Origin of the sequence: Tsuneonella flava (genome assembly GCF_002870965.1) — a bacterium.
Lineage (GTDB): Bacteria > Pseudomonadota > Alphaproteobacteria > Sphingomonadales > Sphingomonadaceae > Tsuneonella > Tsuneonella flava.
Map to the genome: position 1 here is coordinate 82,551 of NZ_PHSO01000006.1, position 17,677 is coordinate 100,227.

A 17,677-nucleotide genomic window follows, 5' to 3' on the forward strand; every position below is an offset into this window, starting at 1 on the left:
GTTCCGGCGCGGCAATCCTCACAAAGTCACATCTTTCAAAACTGCAGGGAGCGGTCCATGTCTCCGCTCGCACAGACAGTTGCCAGCGGGCAGTCGTTACTCGTCGTCGGAGCGGCCACGACCGCCCCAGCGGAACGGGGTGTGCCAGCTTGGCGCGTCGATCTCTCCGCGTGAGAGGCGCAGCGCCAGCCCCAGCACAGTGCCCACGGCAATCGCCAGCGCCAGATCGGCCAGCACTGTCATCACTGCGGTCAGCAACAGCAGAGCGAAATCGGCGCGCGGCATCTTCAGCCGTTCGCTCCAGCGATGCGGCTCGCTCATCGTCCATGCCGTCACCACCAGCAGCCCGGCCAGCGCGGGCAATGCCAGTGCCCCGGCCAGCGAACCGAGGAACACCATCGCCACCAGCACGACCAGCGCGTGGACCATGCCCGCCACTGGCGTGCGCCCACCGGCGTTCACATTGGTCGCCGTGCGGGCAATCGCGCCGGTCGCAGGCAACCCGCCGAACAGCGGCGAAGCGATATTGGCCGCCCCCTGGGCAATCAGTTCGGCATTCGACCGGTGTGCGCCGCCGATCATGCGGTCGGCCACAATGGCCGAGAGCAGCGACTCGATCCCCGCCAGAAAGGCAATTGTCAGCGCCGATGGCAGCAGCGCAATCATCAGCTCTGCGCTCACCGCCGGCAGATGCGGCATCGGCAATCCTTCGGGCAACGCGCCATATCGGCCCGATACCGTCTCCACCGATGGCAGCGCGAGCGCCGACACAACGCTCGCCACAGCGACCACCAGCACCAGCCAGGGGATACGCGGGGCCACACGGCGCAGGATCAGGATCGCCGCGACGCAGCCCACCCCCATCGCCAGCGCTGCTGGCTCGACCGTTGCCCGCATCGCCCACAGCCCCTGCAATTTAGGCAGGAAATCGGCGGGCAGCGCCGGCCCGCTCATCCCCGCCAGATCCTTGATCTGGCTGAATGCGATCACCACCGCGATGCCGATAGTGAACCCTTCGATCACCGCTTCGGGCACATGGCGGATCAGGCGACCTGCGCGCAGGAAACCGGCGATCAGCAGGATCACCCCCGCCATCAGCGTAGCGACCAGCAGGCCGCTGTAGCCATGATCGTGGATCACGCCATAGACCACCACGATAAACGCCCCGGTCGGTCCGCCGATCTGCACCCGGCTGCCACCCAGAGCGGAAATCATGAACCCGCCGACGACCGCGGTAATCAGCCCGGCGGCAGGCTCCGCACCCGAAGCGATGGCGATGGCGATGCTCAGCGGCAGCGCGACCAGCGCCACGGTCAGCCCCGCCAGCGCATCGGCGCCGAATGCGGAGAACGAGTAGTGCTGCATAGTTGTAAGGATCTTGGGCTTCATCATGGATGCCTTAGGACATCGGGCGCGATTTTGCAGCCGCCTTTCGCAGCGGCAGCATGAGCTGGCGATCAGCAACGTACTTGCCAATCGTCGGGCGCTCCGTAAGGTTAAGAGATCGTTACGGATCGCACCTGCGATTAAGGGGAGGATCGTATGATGATCCGTAGGCTTTCCGCCGAATTCTTCGGCACTTTCTGGCTGGTATTTGGCGGCTGCGGCTCTGCCGTTCTGGCCGCCGCTTTCCCGGAACTGGGGATCGGCTTTGCCGGAGTCGCGCTGGCATTCGGGCTCACCGTGCTGACAATGGCCTATGCCGTGGGCGGCATTTCGGGCGGTCACTTCAACCCCGCAGTATCGCTGGGGCTGGCTGTGGCAGGCCGGTTCGCGTGGAAGGATCTGATACCGTACTGGATCGCGCAAGTGATTGGCGCGGTTATCGCCGCCGCTGTGCTGTTCGCCATTGCATCCGGCAAGGCAGGCTGGGAAGCGGGCGGCTTCGCCTCCAACGGGTATGGCGATCTGTCGCCCGGCGGATATTCGATGCAGGCTGCGCTGCTGATCGAAATCGTGCTGACCGCCGGTTTTCTGGTGGTTATTCTCGGTTCCACTAACCCTGCGGTGCCCGGCGGCTTTGCCCCGATTGCCATCGGTCTGGCGTTGACGCTGATCCACCTGATTTCAATTCCGGTCACCAATACCTCGGTCAATCCGGCGCGGTCGACCGGGGCAGCACTGTTCGCGGAAACCGCCGCTGTGCCGCAATTGTGGCTGTTCTGGCTGGCCCCGCTCGTTGGCGGGCTGCTGGGCGCAGTGATCTGGCGCTATATCCTGATGCCGGGTGAATCGCTGGAAGGCATTGCCGGCGAAGGCAATATCGAGTGACATCGAGAGGGGCAGCGAACCGGCCAGCGGATTGCCTGCCCCTCTTAACCGCTGGCCTGGTCAGCGGATAATGCGGGCCGCAATCACCCCTTGGCGAAGGGCCTTAAACGCGCCTATCGGGCAGGTATGACCGAACCGCACAACCCCGCCCCGCCCGCTTCCACCGGCCCCCTCGCCGGGCTGACCGTGCTCGATCTCAGCCGGGTGCTGGCCGGGCCGTGGTGCGCGCAGGTTCTTGGCGATCTGGGTGCAGAGGTTATCAAGGTGGAACAGCCGGGTATGGGCGACGACACCCGCAAATGGGGACCGCCGTTCCTGCCCGACGGATCGGGCGACGCATCGTATTATGCCTGCGCCAATCGCAACAAGCGCTCCATCGCAGTCAATATCGCCACCCCCGAAGGGGCGGACGTGATCCGCGGCATCGCAGCCAAAGCCGATATCGTAATCGAGAATTTCCGACCCGGCGGGCTGGCCAAATACGGGCTGGATTACAGTGATCTGGGCGCGATCAAACCCGATCTGATCTGGTGTTCGATCACCGGGTTCGGCCATTCCGGGCCGGAGAAGGATCGCGGCGGGTACGATTTCCTGATTCAGGGGATGAGCGGACTGATGAGCGTGACCGGCGCGCCCGATGGTCCGCCGACCAAGGCGGGGGTGCCGATTGCCGACCTGCTGACCGGATTATGGGCTGCCATTTCGGTACTCGGCGCGCTGCACCACCGCACGCAGACCGGCGAAGGGCAGCAGATCGACCTCGCGATGCTCGACGGCACGATTGCCATGCTCGGCAACCATTGGGCGAGCGTGCTCAACGCCGGGGCGGAACCGCAACGGATGGGCAATCAGCACACGACAATCGTGCCGTATCAGGACTTTGCCTGCGCCGACGGCAATGTGCTGGTGGCTTCTGCCAACGATCAGCAGTTCCGCCGCCTGTGCGGCATTCTCGGGCTGGACGAACTGGCGGACGACCCCCGCTTTGCGGAGATAAAGGGGCGCGCTGTCAATCGCGCAGCGCTGATGGAATATCTCGAACCGGCGATTGCGAAGTGGCAGTCGGACGATTTCGTGGAAGCGATGCACGCCGCCAAAGTGCCGGGAGGAAAGGTAAATTCCATCCCGCAGGCGCTTGCTCTGCCGCAAGTGGCCGCGCGCGAACTGGTTCAGTCGCTCAGCCGGAGCAATGGGAGCGAAGTGAAAGTCGTCGGTTTTCCGGGGCAATTGTCGCAAACGCCCGCCGACTACCGCCGCGCACCCCCGCTCGCCGGGGAGGACACGCGCGACGTATTGCACGAAGTGCTGGGAATGGATGACGCAAAGATCGCCGCTCTGGAGCAGACGGGCGCCATCGAAACGCGATAGAACCCATCGCATCGCTTGCGATGGAGGCGCGGACGTCAGGACATGGATTGCCGCGCCGCTACGCTCCTCAAAATGACGATAAGATGGGTGCGGCATGGGCTTCATGCCCGCGTCACTCCCCACTCGTCATTGCGAACGCAGTGAAGCAATCCATGGTCCGGCGGCCTCGCCCATCATATCGGTTGTAGCGGAGGAAACGTGCGCGCCATGGATTGCCACGTCGCCTGCGGCTCCTCGCAATGACGAGGCTGAGAATACGCACGTATAGTGTTGGCCAACCATCGGCAGCGGTGGCCCTACCCCGAACCAAACCCCCTCCGTGTCTTCGCGTCTTCGTGTGACAAACTGTCACCCGACGCCCCTTCCCATCGCAGCGGCTGCAATCGAGGCGAATCCTGCCTCATGGGCTGCCACGTCTCCACGCCCCTCCCAATGACAAGGGGACGGGCGCATGGATGGTTAGTGCCAGGTTAGCCCGTCGCCCCGGACTTGATGCGGAGCCCCGCTTTCCTTCCAACCGCGCCGCAGCATCGCGTCACCACGCCGGTAAAACCGCCTTACGCTTCGGCAGGGCGCCGAGCGAAGATGCCGAAGCCGGCGATAATGGCATAGCAAATGACCGGCAGGATCAGCGCGAATGCCAGGCTGCCGCTGGCATCGGCCAGCGCGCCAAAGGCCAGCGGAACGATCGCTCCGCCGCAGATCGCCACGTTGATGATGCCCGAACCGTCTGCTGCGCGCGACCCCAGCTTCTCACATGCCAGGCTGAAGATCGTGGGGAACATGATCGCGTTCATCAGGCCGACCGACAGCAGGGCATAGCCCGCGACATGGCCGCTGGTGTTGGCCGAAATCAGCACCAGCGTAATCGCCCCTGCCGCAACGCACGCCAGCAGTTTGCCCGGGCTGACCATCCGCAGCACTGCCGATCCGATGAAACGCCCGACCAGCGCGCCGCCCCAATAGAACATGATCATCCAGCCGATCACCGATTCCGGCTGCCCCAGAACGCGGGACTGCGCGAGGTAGTTGATCATGATCGAACCGATCGACACTTCCGCGCCGACGTAGAGGAAGATGCACAGCGCGCCGTAGCCAAAGCGCGGGCGCTGCAGCAGCTTGAACCCGCCGAGGAAGCTGCTCGCTTCATGCTTTTCACCTTGCAGGCGATTGCGGAACGACCACACCACCGCCGCGACAATCGCCAGCGCAATGGCAAGCCCGATATAGGTGTTCACGATCACAGCGCTTTCGGCCGAACGATAGGCATCGAGCGCCGGGCCGGACAGTTCGTCCGCGCTCACTTTGGCCAGACTGCCAAGGATCAGCCCGGCGCCGACCAGCGGGAAAATCGTGGTGCCCAGCGAATTGAACGCCTGCGCGAACGTCAGGCGGCTATGCGTGGTTTTCGGCGGGCCAAGCAGCGAAATCAGCGGGTTGGCCACGACCTGCACGATCACCACGCCGCTGGCGAGCACGAACAGCGCGAACAGGAACAGGCCATAGGTCGCTGTCTGGCTGGCAGGGATGAACAGCAGACAGCCTGCCATCATCGTCAGCAATCCGGCAACCGCGCCACGCATATAGCCGATTTTCTTCACTAGCTGCGCGCCGGGGATACCGATCGCGGCATAGGCGGCGAAGAAGCAGAACTGCACCAGCATCGCCTGCGTGTAGTTGAGCGTAAACAGCTCTTTCAGCTTGGGAATAATCACATCGTTGAGCGACGTGATCCCACCGAAGATGAAGAACAGGCCGAAGACGAAGAACTGCAGGCCGGGGGCGTTGATGTGTTCGCCTTCCACTTCCGCCGGTTGCGGATCGGTACTGCTTGCAGCTTGGGGGGCGAGCGCCATCGGGTATCTTCCTCTCGTGAACCGTGGGCCGGGCTTATCCTCCACCCGGTCGCAAGGCGCAAGTGGTCGTCCGCACCGCGCGGGCCGTCAACGTGAATATGAATGCACGGATTCATCCGGCGCGGCGCCGGGCCCCGGCTTTCGGCATCTATCTCCCTGTTCGTCATTGCGAATGCAGTGCGGCAATCCATGAAGGGGTGGTCCCGCCCATCGCAGCGGTTGTGATGGAGGCAAGCCTTGCGTCATGGATTGCCGCGTCGCCTGCTGCTCATCGCAATGACGAGAGGGGATAGTGGAGCGAGAGAGCTATGAAACCCTCCCCCTCCGACACACAACCCGCTCCACCCATCGCGGAGCGGGATAGCGGCCCAGGCCCTCAGCTTTGCGCCTTTACCTTCAGGCGATAGGCGTGGAGCAGCGGTTCGGTGTAGCCGCTGGGCTGCGACAGACCTTCGAACACCAGCGCACGTGCGGCCTGATAGGCCAGGCTTCCGTCGGGATCGCTCGCCATCGGTTTGTAGAGCGGATCGCCCGCGTTCTGGGCATCGACTTTGGCCGCCATCTGCAGGAACACCGCGTCCACCTCTTCCGGGGTGGTGACGCCGTGGTGCAGCCAGTTGGCGATGTGCTGGCTGGAGATACGCAGAGTGGCGCGGTCTTCCATCAGGCCGACATCGTTGATGTCCGGCACTTTGGAGCAACCGACACCCTGATCGACCCAGCGCACGACATAGCCGAGAATGCCCTGTGCGTTGTTCTCCAGCTCTGCCCGCACTTCGTCTTCCGACCAGTTCTTGCCATCGGCCACGGGGATCGTCAGCAGATCGGCCAGCGGAGCGACGGGTTCGGCCATGCGTTCGGCCTGACGGGCGAACACATCGACATCGTGGTAATGCGTGGCGTGCAGCGTCGCGGCGGTCGGGCTGGGCACCCAGGCGCAATTGGCGCCGGTTTTCGGGTGGCCGATTTTCTGTTCGAGCATATCGGCCATCCGGTCGGGCATCGCCCACATCCCCTTGCCGATCTGCGCCTTGCCCGACAGGCCGCAGGCGAGGCCGATCTGGACATTGCGATCTTCGTAAGCGGTGATCCACGGGGTCGTCTTCATCGCCCCCTTACGCAGCATGGCGCCGGCCTGCATCGCGGTGTGCATTTCATCGCCCGTCCGGTCGAGGAAGCCGGTGTTGATGAACATGATCCGGTCTTTCACCGCAGCGATACAGGCGGCCAGATTGGCGCTGGTGCGGCGTTCTTCGTCCATCACGCCGACCTTGATCGTGTTGCGTTCCAGCCCCAGCAGATCTTCAATCGCGTCGAACAGATCGTTGGTGAAGGCGCATTCTTCCGGCCCGTGCATCTTGGGCTTGACGATATAGATCGAACCTTCGCGGCTGTTGGCCAGTTTGCCCAGCCGTTTGAGATCGTGCAGCGCGATCAGGCTGGTGACGATGCCATCGAGGATGCCTTCGGGCGCTTCGCTACCATCGGGCAGGTGCACCGCCGGGTTAGTCATCAGGTGGCCGACATTGCGGACCAGCAGCAGGCTGCGCCCGTGCAGCGTCAGCGCGCTGCCATCGGTGGCGGTATAGGCGCGGTCGGGGTTGAGTGCACGGGTGACGGTTTTGCCGCCCTTCTCGAACGTATCCTGCAGATCGCCGCGCATCAGGCCCAGCCAGTTGCGATAGGCGAGCACTTTGTCTTCGGCATCGACCGCGGCAACCGAATCTTCGCAGTCGCAGATCGTCGAAACGGCGGATTCGAGGATCACGTCGGCCACGCCTGCCGGATCGTCCTTGCCGATGGGGTGGCTGCGGTCGATCACCACTTCGATATGCAGGCCGTTGTGTTTCAGCAGCAGGTTGTCGCCTGCATGGCCCAACAGTTGCGCCGGATCGGCCAGTTGCGGTGCGCTGCCGTCCCAATCGGCCCACGATCCATTGGCCAGCGGCACTGCCCGGTCGAGGAAGCGGCGCGCCCAGGCGATGACCTGCGCCCCGCGTTTGGGATCGTAGCCCTTCCCTTCGGCTGCGCCCGGAATGGCGTCGGTTCCGTAGAGCGCATCGTACAGGCTGCCCCAGCGGGCATTGGCGGCATTGAGCAGGAACCGCGCGTTGAGGATCGGCACCACCAGTTGCGGCCCGGCGATGGTCGCCAGTTCGGCATCGACATGGCGCGGGTTCGCTTCCACGCTGGCCGGTTCGGGCACGAGATAGCCGATCTCGGTCAGGAAAGCGCGGTATTCGTCCATATCCGCAATCGGGCCGGGATTGGCGCGGTGCCAGTCGTCGATCCGTGCCTGAAGATCGTCCCGCTTCGCCAGCAGTTCGCGGTTGCGCGGGGCGAAGCGGGCAAAGATATCCGCTGCGCCCTGCCAGAATGCATCGGGCGTAATCCCCGTGCCCGGCAAAGCCTCGTTCTCGATGAAATCGGCGAGTACGGTATCGACGGTAAGGCCGTTGCGGACGGTCTGATCGGTCACGGTGGTAATCACTCCCTCTGGCACGCGAATGGTGCTCCCCTATGTAGCGCCGTGGTGTCACGGCATATGGCGTGCCCCCCGGCCTGCCATAAAGCTGCGGTGTGCGGCTAACCCGCATGTTGCGCCTGCATCAAGCGCGAAAGTCCTGAGGCGGGCAAAGTCCAGCTTCGCCCGCCAGTCAGGCTCAGGCGACTATGCTCAGCTCAGCGCCACGTTGACGACGTGTTTCTGGGTGTAAGCCGACACGCCTTCGTCGCCGCCCTCGCGGCCGATACCCGATTGCTTGGCCCCGCCGAACGGCACATCGAACGGCAGATCGAGGTGTTTGTTCACCCACACAGTGCCCGAATCGATCTTCATCGCCACTTCCACCCCGCGATCGAGATCGGCCGACCAGACAGTGCCGCCCAGCCCGTATTCGCTGTCGTTCGCACGGGCGATCACTTCGTCGATGTCGTCGTATTTCAGCACCGGGATCACCGGGCCAAACTGTTCCTCGCGCACCAGACGGGCGCTGTCGGGAATGTCCTTCACCACTGTCGGCGCGATGAAATATCCATCGCGGTCGAGCCGGTCGCCACCGGCCAGAACAGTGCCGTTTTCGCGCGCGTCTTCAAGGAAGCCGAGCACTTTTTCATACTGCATCCTGTTCTGCACCGGGCCGATCTGCGCGCCCTGATTGGCGCCATCGTCGACCACGGCATCTTTCGCCAACTGCGCCAGTTCGTCGCACAGTTCGTCATAGATCGAGGCGGGGGCATAGACCCGCTTGATCGCCAGACAGACCTGCCCCGCGTTGATCATCGCCCCGTTGAACAGCTTGGGCGCGATTTCCTTAGGCGATACGTCGTCGAGCACGATAGCCGCGTCGTTGCCGCCCAGTTCCAGCGTGATCCGCTTGAGCGCATCCGCGCCAGAGGCATAGACCTTGCGCCCGGTGCCGGTCGATCCGGTGAAGCTGACTTTGGCGATATCGGGATGCGCGGTCAGCGGACCGCCCAATTCGTTTTCATCGACGATCACGTTCAGCACGCCCGCCGGGAAGATCTTTGCCGCTTCCTCAGCAATGAACAGCGCGCACATCGGCGTAGTCGGCGCAGGCTTGGCCACTACGGTATTGCCGGTCACCAGCGCGGGGCCGATTTTCTGCGTGACCATCATGAACGGGAAGTTCCACGGCGTCACCGCCGCAACTACGCCCAGCGGGGTGCGGTGTTCGAGGATGCGGCTCTTGGCATCTTCCTTGATGATCTGCGGTTCGTGCCGCTGAGAAGCGTAGAAGCGTAGCTGGTAAATCCCGCCGATCACTTCGCCCATTGCCTGCGCGGCGGGCTTGCCCTGTTCGCGGGTCAGCAGTTGCGCCAGCTCTTCCTTGCGCGCTTCGAGTGCGTCGGCCAGCTTGCCGACCATTGCGCCGCGCTCTTCGTAAGTCAGCTTCGACCATGCCGGGAAAGCCGCTCTGGCCGCAGCCACCGCTTCTTCCAACTGGCCTTCGTCAGCCCGTGCGATAGTGGCAAAAACCTTGCCATTGGCAGGGTTGACGACATCGAGCGTGGCCGCCCCCTCTACGAGTTCGCCGTTGATCAGCATCCGGGTGTTCATTGATTCACTCTCCTTTTGCAACTGAACCTAGGGAGAGCATGGCGAGTCGACAAGCATATCTGCGACCGGCCCCACCCCCTTTCAGGACGAGTTGCTATCGGGAGAGCGCATGGCAGCGCCACGGCGGGCACACGATGCGCCCGCCGCGGAGGTATGCCGTATGTTATCCGCCGAAGCGCGCCGTCAGCTGGATACCGTAGAAGCGCGGCTCTGCCGGAATGAACGTCGGTATACCGAACGCACCGCCGGTGTTGCCTGCATCGAGCAGGTAATCCTCGTCGGTCGCGTTGCGGATATATCCGGCGATTTCGTAGCGGTCGTCTGCGAACGAAACCCCGGCCCGCGCATTGAACAGCGTGACCGGCCCTTGCGAGATATTGGCCTTGTTCGGCACTTCGAAGAATATCCGGCTGCGATAGGTCACACTGGGTGTCGCGAAGATGCGCGCACCGCCACCAATCGGATAATCGACAGTGAACCCGCCCGCGGCCTGCCATTCCGGCTGCAGGCGGAAACGGTCGCCGGCAAAGATGCCGTTCGCCGCATCGTCGTCGATCCCGCCGTCGATATAGCCGACATTGGCAAACACGCTGAGCCACGATGTCGGCTTGACGTTCAGTTCTGCCTCTACCCCGAAGTTACCGGCCGAACCGGCGCTTTCGGTGATCGACGAACCGACCGGCAGCCCGGAGGGATCGTTCGGATCGGACACTGTCCGGGTCACCTGAAACCCCTTGTACTTCTGAAGATACGCGCCGAGCGAAGCGAACACCGCGCGCGATGCGAATTTCAGCCCGCCTTCGTAGTTCCAGACGGTTTCTTCAGGGATCAGCTGATAATTGGGCACTACCTCCGCCCCGGCCTTGCGCGCACCGAGCGAGACGACCGGCGAACGGCGCCCTTTCGATACAGTGCCGTAGATATTCAGTTCGGGCGTCACCCGGTACAGCGCATTGAAACGCGGCAGCACGGCAGAGAAACTGCGACGGGCGGTAAACACTTCGCCGCCGGTATCGAGCTGGCCAGGAACCAGCGGCGCGCCGGTCAGCACCGAGTTGGGCACATTGGTGACATAGCCCGATTTGCGCTGTTCGATCAGCACGCGCGCCCCGGCGGTCAGCTCCAGCGCGGGCATGGGGATCCACGTGGTATCGGCAAACAACGAATAGCTCTGATTTTCGCCCCGGTTTTCGAACACCGAGCTATAGGGGATCGCCTGACGCAAACCCGCGCCGATCATGTCGTACACCGGCACGCTGCCATCGCTGGCGACGCAGGGTGCGCCCGGCACCGGCCCGGTCGCGCCGAACAGTTCGGACAGACATTGCAGGAAAGTGACTTCCTCTGTCGAGAACGGCACGTTCTGATGCCCCTTCTCCGTGAAGAAGTTCCAGCCGAACGATGCCCGCCAGTTGGGATCGGCATAGGAGAAACGCCCTTCGTGGCTGAACTGCCACCCCTTGGCGATTTCCGCGAATTCGAGGAATGGCGCCGGGCCGCCATCGGCATCGAACACTTCCGCGCTGTCGAATTCGCGATAGCCGTTGACTGTCGTGAAAGTGAGATCGTCGGTCAGTTCGTATTGCGCGGTCAGGTTGGCATCATAGACATCGCGCACCAGCCCGAGCTGGCTGTTGCCCAGCGCCTGCGCCGAATACGGCGAGCCGCCCAGATCGGCATCGCCAAACGGATTGGCCGGCCCGGCGGGAGTGGGATATGTGCCTGAAATAAAGGGTGTGCCGCCGTTACGCTGGCGGTCGTATGTGCCCACCAGATCGACTGTCAGCCGGTCGTTAGGCCGGAAACGCAGCGATCCGCGCACGCCAAGCTGATCCTGCGAATACAATTCGTCTTTCTGCGACGGAGCAAGGTTCTGCACATATCCGTCGCGCCCGCGCCATTCGAAGGCGATGCGACCCGCCAGCACATCGGACCCGGCATTGACGAAGCCCGACAGCACGGTGGTGTTGTAATTGCCATACTGGCCCGACAGTTCGGCGGAAAAGCCGGGGCGCGGCTTCGCGGACACCAGACTGATCGCGCCCACTGCCGATGCCGTGCCGAACAAGGTTGCCTGCGGCCCCTTGATAACTTCCACCCGGTCGAGATCGTAGATCGCCTGATACGACCCGCGCGAGCGCGAGATATCGACCCCGTTGTAATACAGCGTGACACGCGGCCCCTGCTGCGACGATCCCGAATCCGATGTGATCCCGCGGATCACGATGCCGGGGTTATTGGCGCTCTGTTCCTGAATATTGAGGCCGGGAACGTAGTTCGACAACTCGTCCAGATCGCTGACGCCGAGCCGTTCGATCTGCTTGCCATCGACAGCAGACAGCGTGATCGGAACATCGGTTTCGCGCTGTTCGATCTTCTGCGCGGTCACGATGATCTGGTTATCGGGCTGCGCCGGATCGCCTGCCCCATCCGCGCCAGCATCCGACGCAGCACCCGCTTCCGCTTCGCCGGTTTCATCGGCAGTGGCGGCACAAGCCGCATGGAAAGGAAGCAGTGACGCCGCGCTCAAAATTGTGGCGCGCGCGATAGTTCGAAACTTCATGAAAGAGACCCCGTTTTGTGTGAACGGGGCCTCCCTGCATCGCAAAAGTGAAACGCTCGCGACGGTAGTGTGTCGGTTATATTAAATTATATCGGATTGCGGCTGTTCTGTTGCGTACCCGAAGGGCTGAACAGCCGTACCGTCACGCGCGTTTCACTCGGTCACACCCACTGCCAGTGCATCGGGGCGGCGGGTGTCCGCTGCGCCGAGGAACCGGTCGCCTTCGATCATGATCGACTGGGTGCTGCCCATCGTCCGCGAAGGAACCACTTTGTGCCCCTTCTCTTCCAGCAGGCGGGCGATGTCGGGCGAATATCCGCTTTCCATTTCCATCGGCCGGTCGGCGTCGGACTGATTGATCCGGGGCCGCTGCGCCGCTTCGGCAACGTTCAGCCGGTGATCGATCACGTTGGACAGCAATTGCACCATCGTAGCGATGATCGTGCCGCCGCCGGGGGTGCCGGTGACCAGCCAGGGCTTGTCCTTATCGAACACGATGATCGGGGTGATGGTCGATCCCACCCGTTTGCCCGGCACGACCTGCGTGGCCGGATATTCCTTGCCCCGCGCACCCCACGCCAGATTGCCCAGCGAGTTGTTAAGCAGGAAGCCGGTGCCCGGCGCCACAACATGGGCGCCATACGATGCGCTGAGCGTGTAAGTGTTGCTGACCGCATTGCCGCTGGCATCGGCCACTGAATAATGCGTCGTATCCTTGCTTTCGAAAGGATAGGGATTGCCTTCGGGCAGGGTGTTTTCATCCAGCGCGCTGTCGGGCTTGATAAGCGCGGCACGCTGCGCGGCGAATTCCTTGCTCGCCAGCCCTTTGCTCGGTGTGTTCCAGTCGGGCTTGCCCCCCACCAGTCGGCGGTCGGAGGTAACGATCTTCATCGTTTCCGCCAGCAGGTGCAGGTTGGCGACACTGCCCCAGCCCATTTCGCCCACCGGATAATGTTCGAGAATGTTCATCGCTTCCGCGACGCTGACGCCTGATGCAGTCGGCGGCATATAGGCCACCGGATGCCCGCGATAGCTGGACCAGACCGGCGGCGAGACATCGGCGCGATAGGCATCGAGATCGCCCTGATCGATGATACCGCCATTGGCCTTCATCGCAGCGACAACCTTTTTGGCCACCCACCCTTTGTAGAACCCGTCGCGCCCGTGATCGCGGATCGCGGTGAGGGTTTTGGCAAGGTCGGGCTGGCGGAACAGGTCGCCTGCCTTGTAAGGGGTGCCATCGGGCTTCAGATAAGCGGCGCGCGCGCCGGGATCGCGGGCAAGCGCTTCCGATTGCTGCGCGGTGGCCTCCGCTTCGGCATCGCTCAGGATCACGCCGTTGGTAGCCAGATCGATTGCCGGCTGCACCAGATCGGCCCACGGCAATTTGCCGAACCGTTCGTGCGCCGCCCACAGGCCCGCGACAGTGCCCGGCACCGCCACGCCTTTGAACGACCAGCCTTTATCGCGGTCGAACTTGCCATTGGCATCGAGCAACAGATCGGGCGTCACTTTGCGCGGCGCCACGCCATAGTAATCGATGGCGGTGGTGGAGGCCGGCTTCCCGTCTGCCGCCGCCATGTGGATCAGCATAAAGCCGCCGCCGCCGATATTGCCCGCGCGGGCCAGCGACACCGCCTCTACCAGCGCGACAGTGACTGCGGCATCCACGGCATTGCCGCCCCGGCGCAGAATCTCTGCCCCGGCGCGGGTGCCATATGCATTCTGGCTCACCACCATGCCGCCGTGTCCGATCACCGGATGGTGGATCGAATCGTAACCGACGATATCGCCGCCCGTCCGCGAATAGGCCTGCTCCTGCGTGGGGGCAGCTGCGGGGGCCTGTGCGACGGGCGGCGCCGGCTGTTTGGCCGCCAGAGGCGAACCAAACAGGACCAGAGCGATAGCGGCGGCGTGTGTTACGCCGCGCAGCGATAGCGTGGTGCGACCAGACATTGTTACTCCTTAGAACGCAGTGCGGACATTCACGTAGAGATAGCGCCCGTAAGGATTGTAGAGTGACGCCATATAACCATCCGAGCTGAGCGGCGGATTGGTATCGAACAGGTTGCGCGCCCCGATGCGGAACGTGAACGGTTGCATCCCGTCGCGCTCCACCGATGCCTGGAAGTAGAGGTTGAACGTCATCGAATCGTCCACCACCCAGGGGTTGCCATCGCCATCGATCAGGCCGGTATCGTCCACCGAACCGGTGTACTGCGTGTAAGCACCGATCTGGAACGCGTCGTAATTCCACGTCACGCTGCCCGATGCCTTCCATTCAGGCTTGCCGTTCTGGCGCAGCAGATCGCCGCCACCGGAAATATTGATGCCCGAATTGATCTCACCGGCGGCCTGTGCCTCCATCAGTGCCGCGATATCGGGCGACGGTTCGAGGAAGAACTTACGCAGGTATGCCGCGTTCAGATTGACCGTGAAATCGCCGATGCCGGTGTCGCGCAGGCTCCAGATCAGGCCGAGATCGACCCCCGACGCTTCCTGCGGCAGCAAGTTGCGATAGGCATCTTTCACGTACAGGATCTGGCCCACCGGATCGAGCCCGGTTCCGGCGAATGCCGCGATATCGTCGGTCGTCGGATCGGCGCGCACGACATCGGGGTTGGAACCGCCCTCTGTCCGCAACAGGTAATCCTGGATCAGCGAGTTGCCATCGCCGAACAGGCCGACGATGCCGCTCTGCCGCACGCTCCAGTAATCGGCGGTCAGCGTGATCCGGCCCAGGCTGGGCGGCAGGAATTCAGGCTGAAGCACGATCCCTGCGCTCCACGACTTCGACTTTTCCGGCCGCAGATCGGGGTTGCCCGAACGCTGCGAGATAACCGCCTGCGTCTGGCTGCAATCGGAGAAGTCTGCGATCCGCCCCGCGCGCAGGTCCGCTTCGCAGCGGACATAGTCGGTGCGGTTGTTCGAACGGGTCACGATAGTGGCGTTGACCTGTTCGAGGTTCGGCGCCTTGAACCCTTCGGAATACGAACCGCGCAGACGCACGCCATCGACCACGTCCCACGCACCGGCGATCTTGGGCTTCGCCACCGAACCGGCATCGCTGTAGTGTTCGAAACGCCCGGCGATCTGCAATTCGATCCGCTTGGCCAGCGGGATTTCCATGTCCGGCGAAATCACCGGGATCGCCAGTTCGGCATAGGCCGAGAACACGTCGCGCTTGCCGAACAGATCGTTCGACGGGCTGGTGCCGACCACATCGCTGCCATATTCGACGCCGGTCACGGAGTCTGTGAACACAGTCGTCCCATCGACCCGCGGATCGCGATCGTCGCGCTGGGTTTCGCGGCGGAATTCGCCGCCGATGGCCACGCCCAGCGGGCCGCCGGGCAGCATGAACAGATTGGCGTTCGATGCCTTGATGTCCCACAGCGCCAGCGTCGATTTGGAGATACGGTCGGCAGTGATCCGCATCGCTTCCATCGCCGCGCGGTTGCTCAGCGTCGTATCCGCCAGGCTGGGATTGGCCAGATTGCCGCCGTTGAACGGGTTGTAGGCATCGGGCGTCGCCAGTGCGAGCTGCTTCTGCACCAGCGTCGCGCTGAGAGCGGTGGAGCTGTCGTGCACCCGCGCTTCGCTATACAGCGCCGCGGATTCGAAGTTGAACCCGCCCAGCTTCCAGCGCAGCCCGCCCAGCAGGCGGAATTCGCTGTTGTCCACTGTCACCAGGTTGGGGCCAACGTCGGAGAAATCGTAAGTCCGCAGCGTCACCGGCACGCCTTCGGCCGGCACATTGTCGAGGCCGGGCAGACGGTTCGGATTGGGCGAACCATCGGGGAGCGTAGTCGCGCCGAACGGGTTCCAGTAATTGCTCGCCGGAACGGTGATCGGGATCGAGCTGAGGTTATAGGTCGATGTCTGCCAGCTCTTGGTGCGGGCAAGGTACAGCCCGCCTTCACCGAATATTTCGACATCGGGCGCGACTTCGTAGTTGCCGGTCAGGAACAGATTGCCGCGATCGGTTTCGGGCATGATCGTCTGGTCGTATGCCGCCAGCCGGTCGTGACGCAGGTTGCGATCGTCGCCGGTGGTCGATGCCGAACCGTCGTCGATGCAGATGCCATTGCCCAGATTGCTGAGGCAGCCCGGATTGGTACCCGGCTGAATATGGAACAGGCCGGAAGACGATGTGATGCGCGTGCCGTTCTGGCGCACGCCCCCGCTCACCCCGACAGCGCCGAAGTTGCCCCACGGGCTGGTGCTGGCGCGTCCGTCGAGCGAAGTGGCCCCTTCGAAACGAGTGCCCACGAACAGCGGGCGCTTATCCGACGAAGCGGTATATTCCTGATCCGATGCGCGCAGCATCGAACGGTGGTTGAAATCGGCCAGCAAAGTGATGTTGCCGCGGTCGCCCAGCCTCGTGCCGAAAATCCCGTTGGCGCTGAATTCGTGCATCCCGGTGCCTTCGGCCAGCCCGTATTGCGCGCTGAGACCCAGCCCTTCGTAGTCTTTCTTGAGCACGACGTTGACGACGCCCGCGACGGCATCCGAACCGTAAATCGCAGCGGCACCGTCACGCAGCACTTCCATCCGCTGAACGCCCGACACGGGGATCGCGTTGGTGTTGTAGGTGAGCACCGGCACGAGCTGATCGTTGGCGCGGCTGGTCGGGTGAGTCACCACGCGGCGACCGTCGATCAGCAACAGGGTGTTGCCTTCGCCCAGGTTCCGCAAGTTGACCGAGCCGACATCGCCGCGCGCCGCGTTGGAACTGTTGGGCAGGTAGGAGGAGTTGAACGACACATCGCCCAGCTGCGGGATCGAGCGGAACAGTTCGTCGCCCGATACCGCGCCGGTCGCGCCGATCTGCTTTTCATCGACCACTGTCACCGGCAGCGCATCGGCCACTTTCGAACCCTGAATCTGCGAACCGACAACAACGATTGCCGGAGCTTCTTCTGCAGGTTCTGCCACTGCGGGGGCCGGGGCGGATGCGGGGGCCGCAGCACCGGTCGCGCCCTGCGCCGCCACCGGCTGAACCGAGGTGGTGTAAGAAGCGGATTTCTGCAACTGCCCGGCGGGCACGATGCGGATCGCGTCGGGGCCGGTGAAGCGATAGGTATAACCGCTGCCCGCAAGCGCCATCTGCAGCATCTGGCTGGGGGTATAAGTGCCTCTCACGCGCGGAGCGACGCGGCGCTTGATGCCGCCGTCGGTAAACACGAGCTGCATTCCGGTGGTGCGCGAAATCTGCATCAACGTTGCGCCAAGCGACTGCGCTGGCAGATCGACAGTAAACTGCTGTTCCGCTGCAACCGCATGGCGCACCTGGGCCTGTGCCGGCACTGCAATCGCCAGTGCTGCGACCGACACCATCAAACCCACATGTTTCATCGTAAAACCCCCTGAATCTTTCCCTGTTGCGGGCGTGATCCTTTTGCCCTGCAATACGGAAGACGCACAAATGGCAAGAATGCGAACCACCAAAACGTAAATTTTGAAATTTTTTTGCAACATGTGCACGGCGGGGTTCGTATTGCGCCGCTTTTGCGTCATAGCTTAGGAAAGGGGACT

Annotated in this window: 9 protein-coding genes; 2 read left to right on the forward strand and 7 right to left on the reverse strand. The window is 63.1% G+C overall.

Going from position 1 to position 17,677, the window contains the following annotated elements:
- Positions 1-96: 96 nt before the first annotated feature.
- Complete coding sequence (locus tag CV013_RS10250; protein WP_102155929.1) at positions 97-1,389, reverse strand: SulP family inorganic anion transporter; 1,293 nt, start codon at positions 1,387-1,389, stop codon at positions 97-99.
- Between the two features lie 156 nt (positions 1,390-1,545).
- Here CV013_RS10250 and aqpZ point away from each other — a divergent pair, with 156 nt between their 5' ends.
- Both aqpZ and CV013_RS10260 read left to right on the forward strand, forming a co-directional pair.
- Entirely contained in the window at positions 1,546-2,271 is a 726-nt protein-coding gene (gene aqpZ, locus CV013_RS10255) for an aquaporin Z (RefSeq protein ID WP_102155930.1), read from the forward strand.
- A gap of 126 nt (positions 2,272-2,397) precedes the next feature.
- Entirely contained in the window at positions 2,398-3,639 is a 1,242-nt protein-coding gene (locus CV013_RS10260) for a CaiB/BaiF CoA transferase family protein (RefSeq protein WP_102155357.1), read from the forward strand.
- 557 nt (positions 3,640-4,196) lie between these two features.
- Here CV013_RS10260 and CV013_RS10265 read toward each other — a convergent pair.
- The 6 genes from CV013_RS10265 to CV013_RS10295 form a co-directional block, all read right to left on the reverse strand.
- Positions 4,197-5,495, reverse strand: a complete 1,299-nt coding sequence (locus tag CV013_RS10265) for a sugar MFS transporter (RefSeq protein WP_102155359.1) — start codon at positions 5,493-5,495, stop codon at positions 4,197-4,199.
- 376 nt (positions 5,496-5,871) lie between these two features.
- Positions 5,872-7,974 (reverse strand): malate synthase G, encoded by a 2,103-nt coding sequence (locus CV013_RS10275; RefSeq protein WP_102155931.1) that lies wholly within the window; start codon positions 7,972-7,974, stop codon positions 5,872-5,874.
- Between the two features lie 198 nt (positions 7,975-8,172).
- On the reverse strand, positions 8,173-9,576 hold the full coding sequence (locus CV013_RS10280; RefSeq protein WP_102155363.1) for an aldehyde dehydrogenase family protein: 1,404 nt from the start codon (positions 9,574-9,576) through the stop codon (positions 8,173-8,175).
- 163 nt (positions 9,577-9,739) lie between these two features.
- Positions 9,740-12,139 carry a TonB-dependent receptor gene (locus CV013_RS10285; protein WP_102155366.1) on the reverse strand — a complete coding sequence of 800 codons (2,400 nt, stop codon included), beginning with the start codon at positions 12,137-12,139 and terminating at the stop codon, positions 9,740-9,742.
- 153 nt (positions 12,140-12,292) lie between these two features.
- Entirely contained in the window at positions 12,293-14,095 is a 1,803-nt protein-coding gene (gene ggt, locus CV013_RS10290) for a gamma-glutamyltransferase (RefSeq protein WP_102155369.1), read from the reverse strand.
- Between the two features lie 9 nt (positions 14,096-14,104).
- A complete protein-coding gene (locus CV013_RS10295; protein WP_102155373.1) occupies positions 14,105-17,497 on the reverse strand; it encodes a TonB-dependent receptor in 3,393 nt (1,130 codons plus the stop codon).
- Positions 17,498-17,677: the final 180 nt, after the last annotated feature.

Coding starts and splice junctions, on each gene's coding strand:
- CV013_RS10250 (WP_102155929.1), bottom strand. CDS start 1,389: ATGAAGCCCAAGATCCTTACAACTATGCAGCACTACTCGTTCTCCGCA.
- aqpZ (WP_102155930.1), top strand. CDS start 1,546: ATGATCCGTAGGCTTTCCGCCGAATTCTTCGGCACTTTCTGGCTGGTA.
- CV013_RS10260 (WP_102155357.1), top strand. CDS start 2,398: ATGACCGAACCGCACAACCCCGCCCCGCCCGCTTCCACCGGCCCCCTC.
- CV013_RS10265 (WP_102155359.1), bottom strand. CDS start 5,495: ATGGCGCTCGCCCCCCAAGCTGCAAGCAGTACCGATCCGCAACCGGCG.
- CV013_RS10280 (WP_102155363.1), bottom strand. CDS start 9,576: ATGAACACCCGGATGCTGATCAACGGCGAACTCGTAGAGGGGGCGGCC.
- CV013_RS10285 (WP_102155366.1), bottom strand. CDS start 12,139: ATGAAGTTTCGAACTATCGCGCGCGCCACAATTTTGAGCGCGGCGTCA.
- ggt (WP_102155369.1), bottom strand. CDS start 14,095: ATGTCTGGTCGCACCACGCTATCGCTGCGCGGCGTAACACACGCCGCC.
- CV013_RS10295 (WP_102155373.1), bottom strand. CDS start 17,497: ATGAAACATGTGGGTTTGATGGTGTCGGTCGCAGCACTGGCGATTGCA.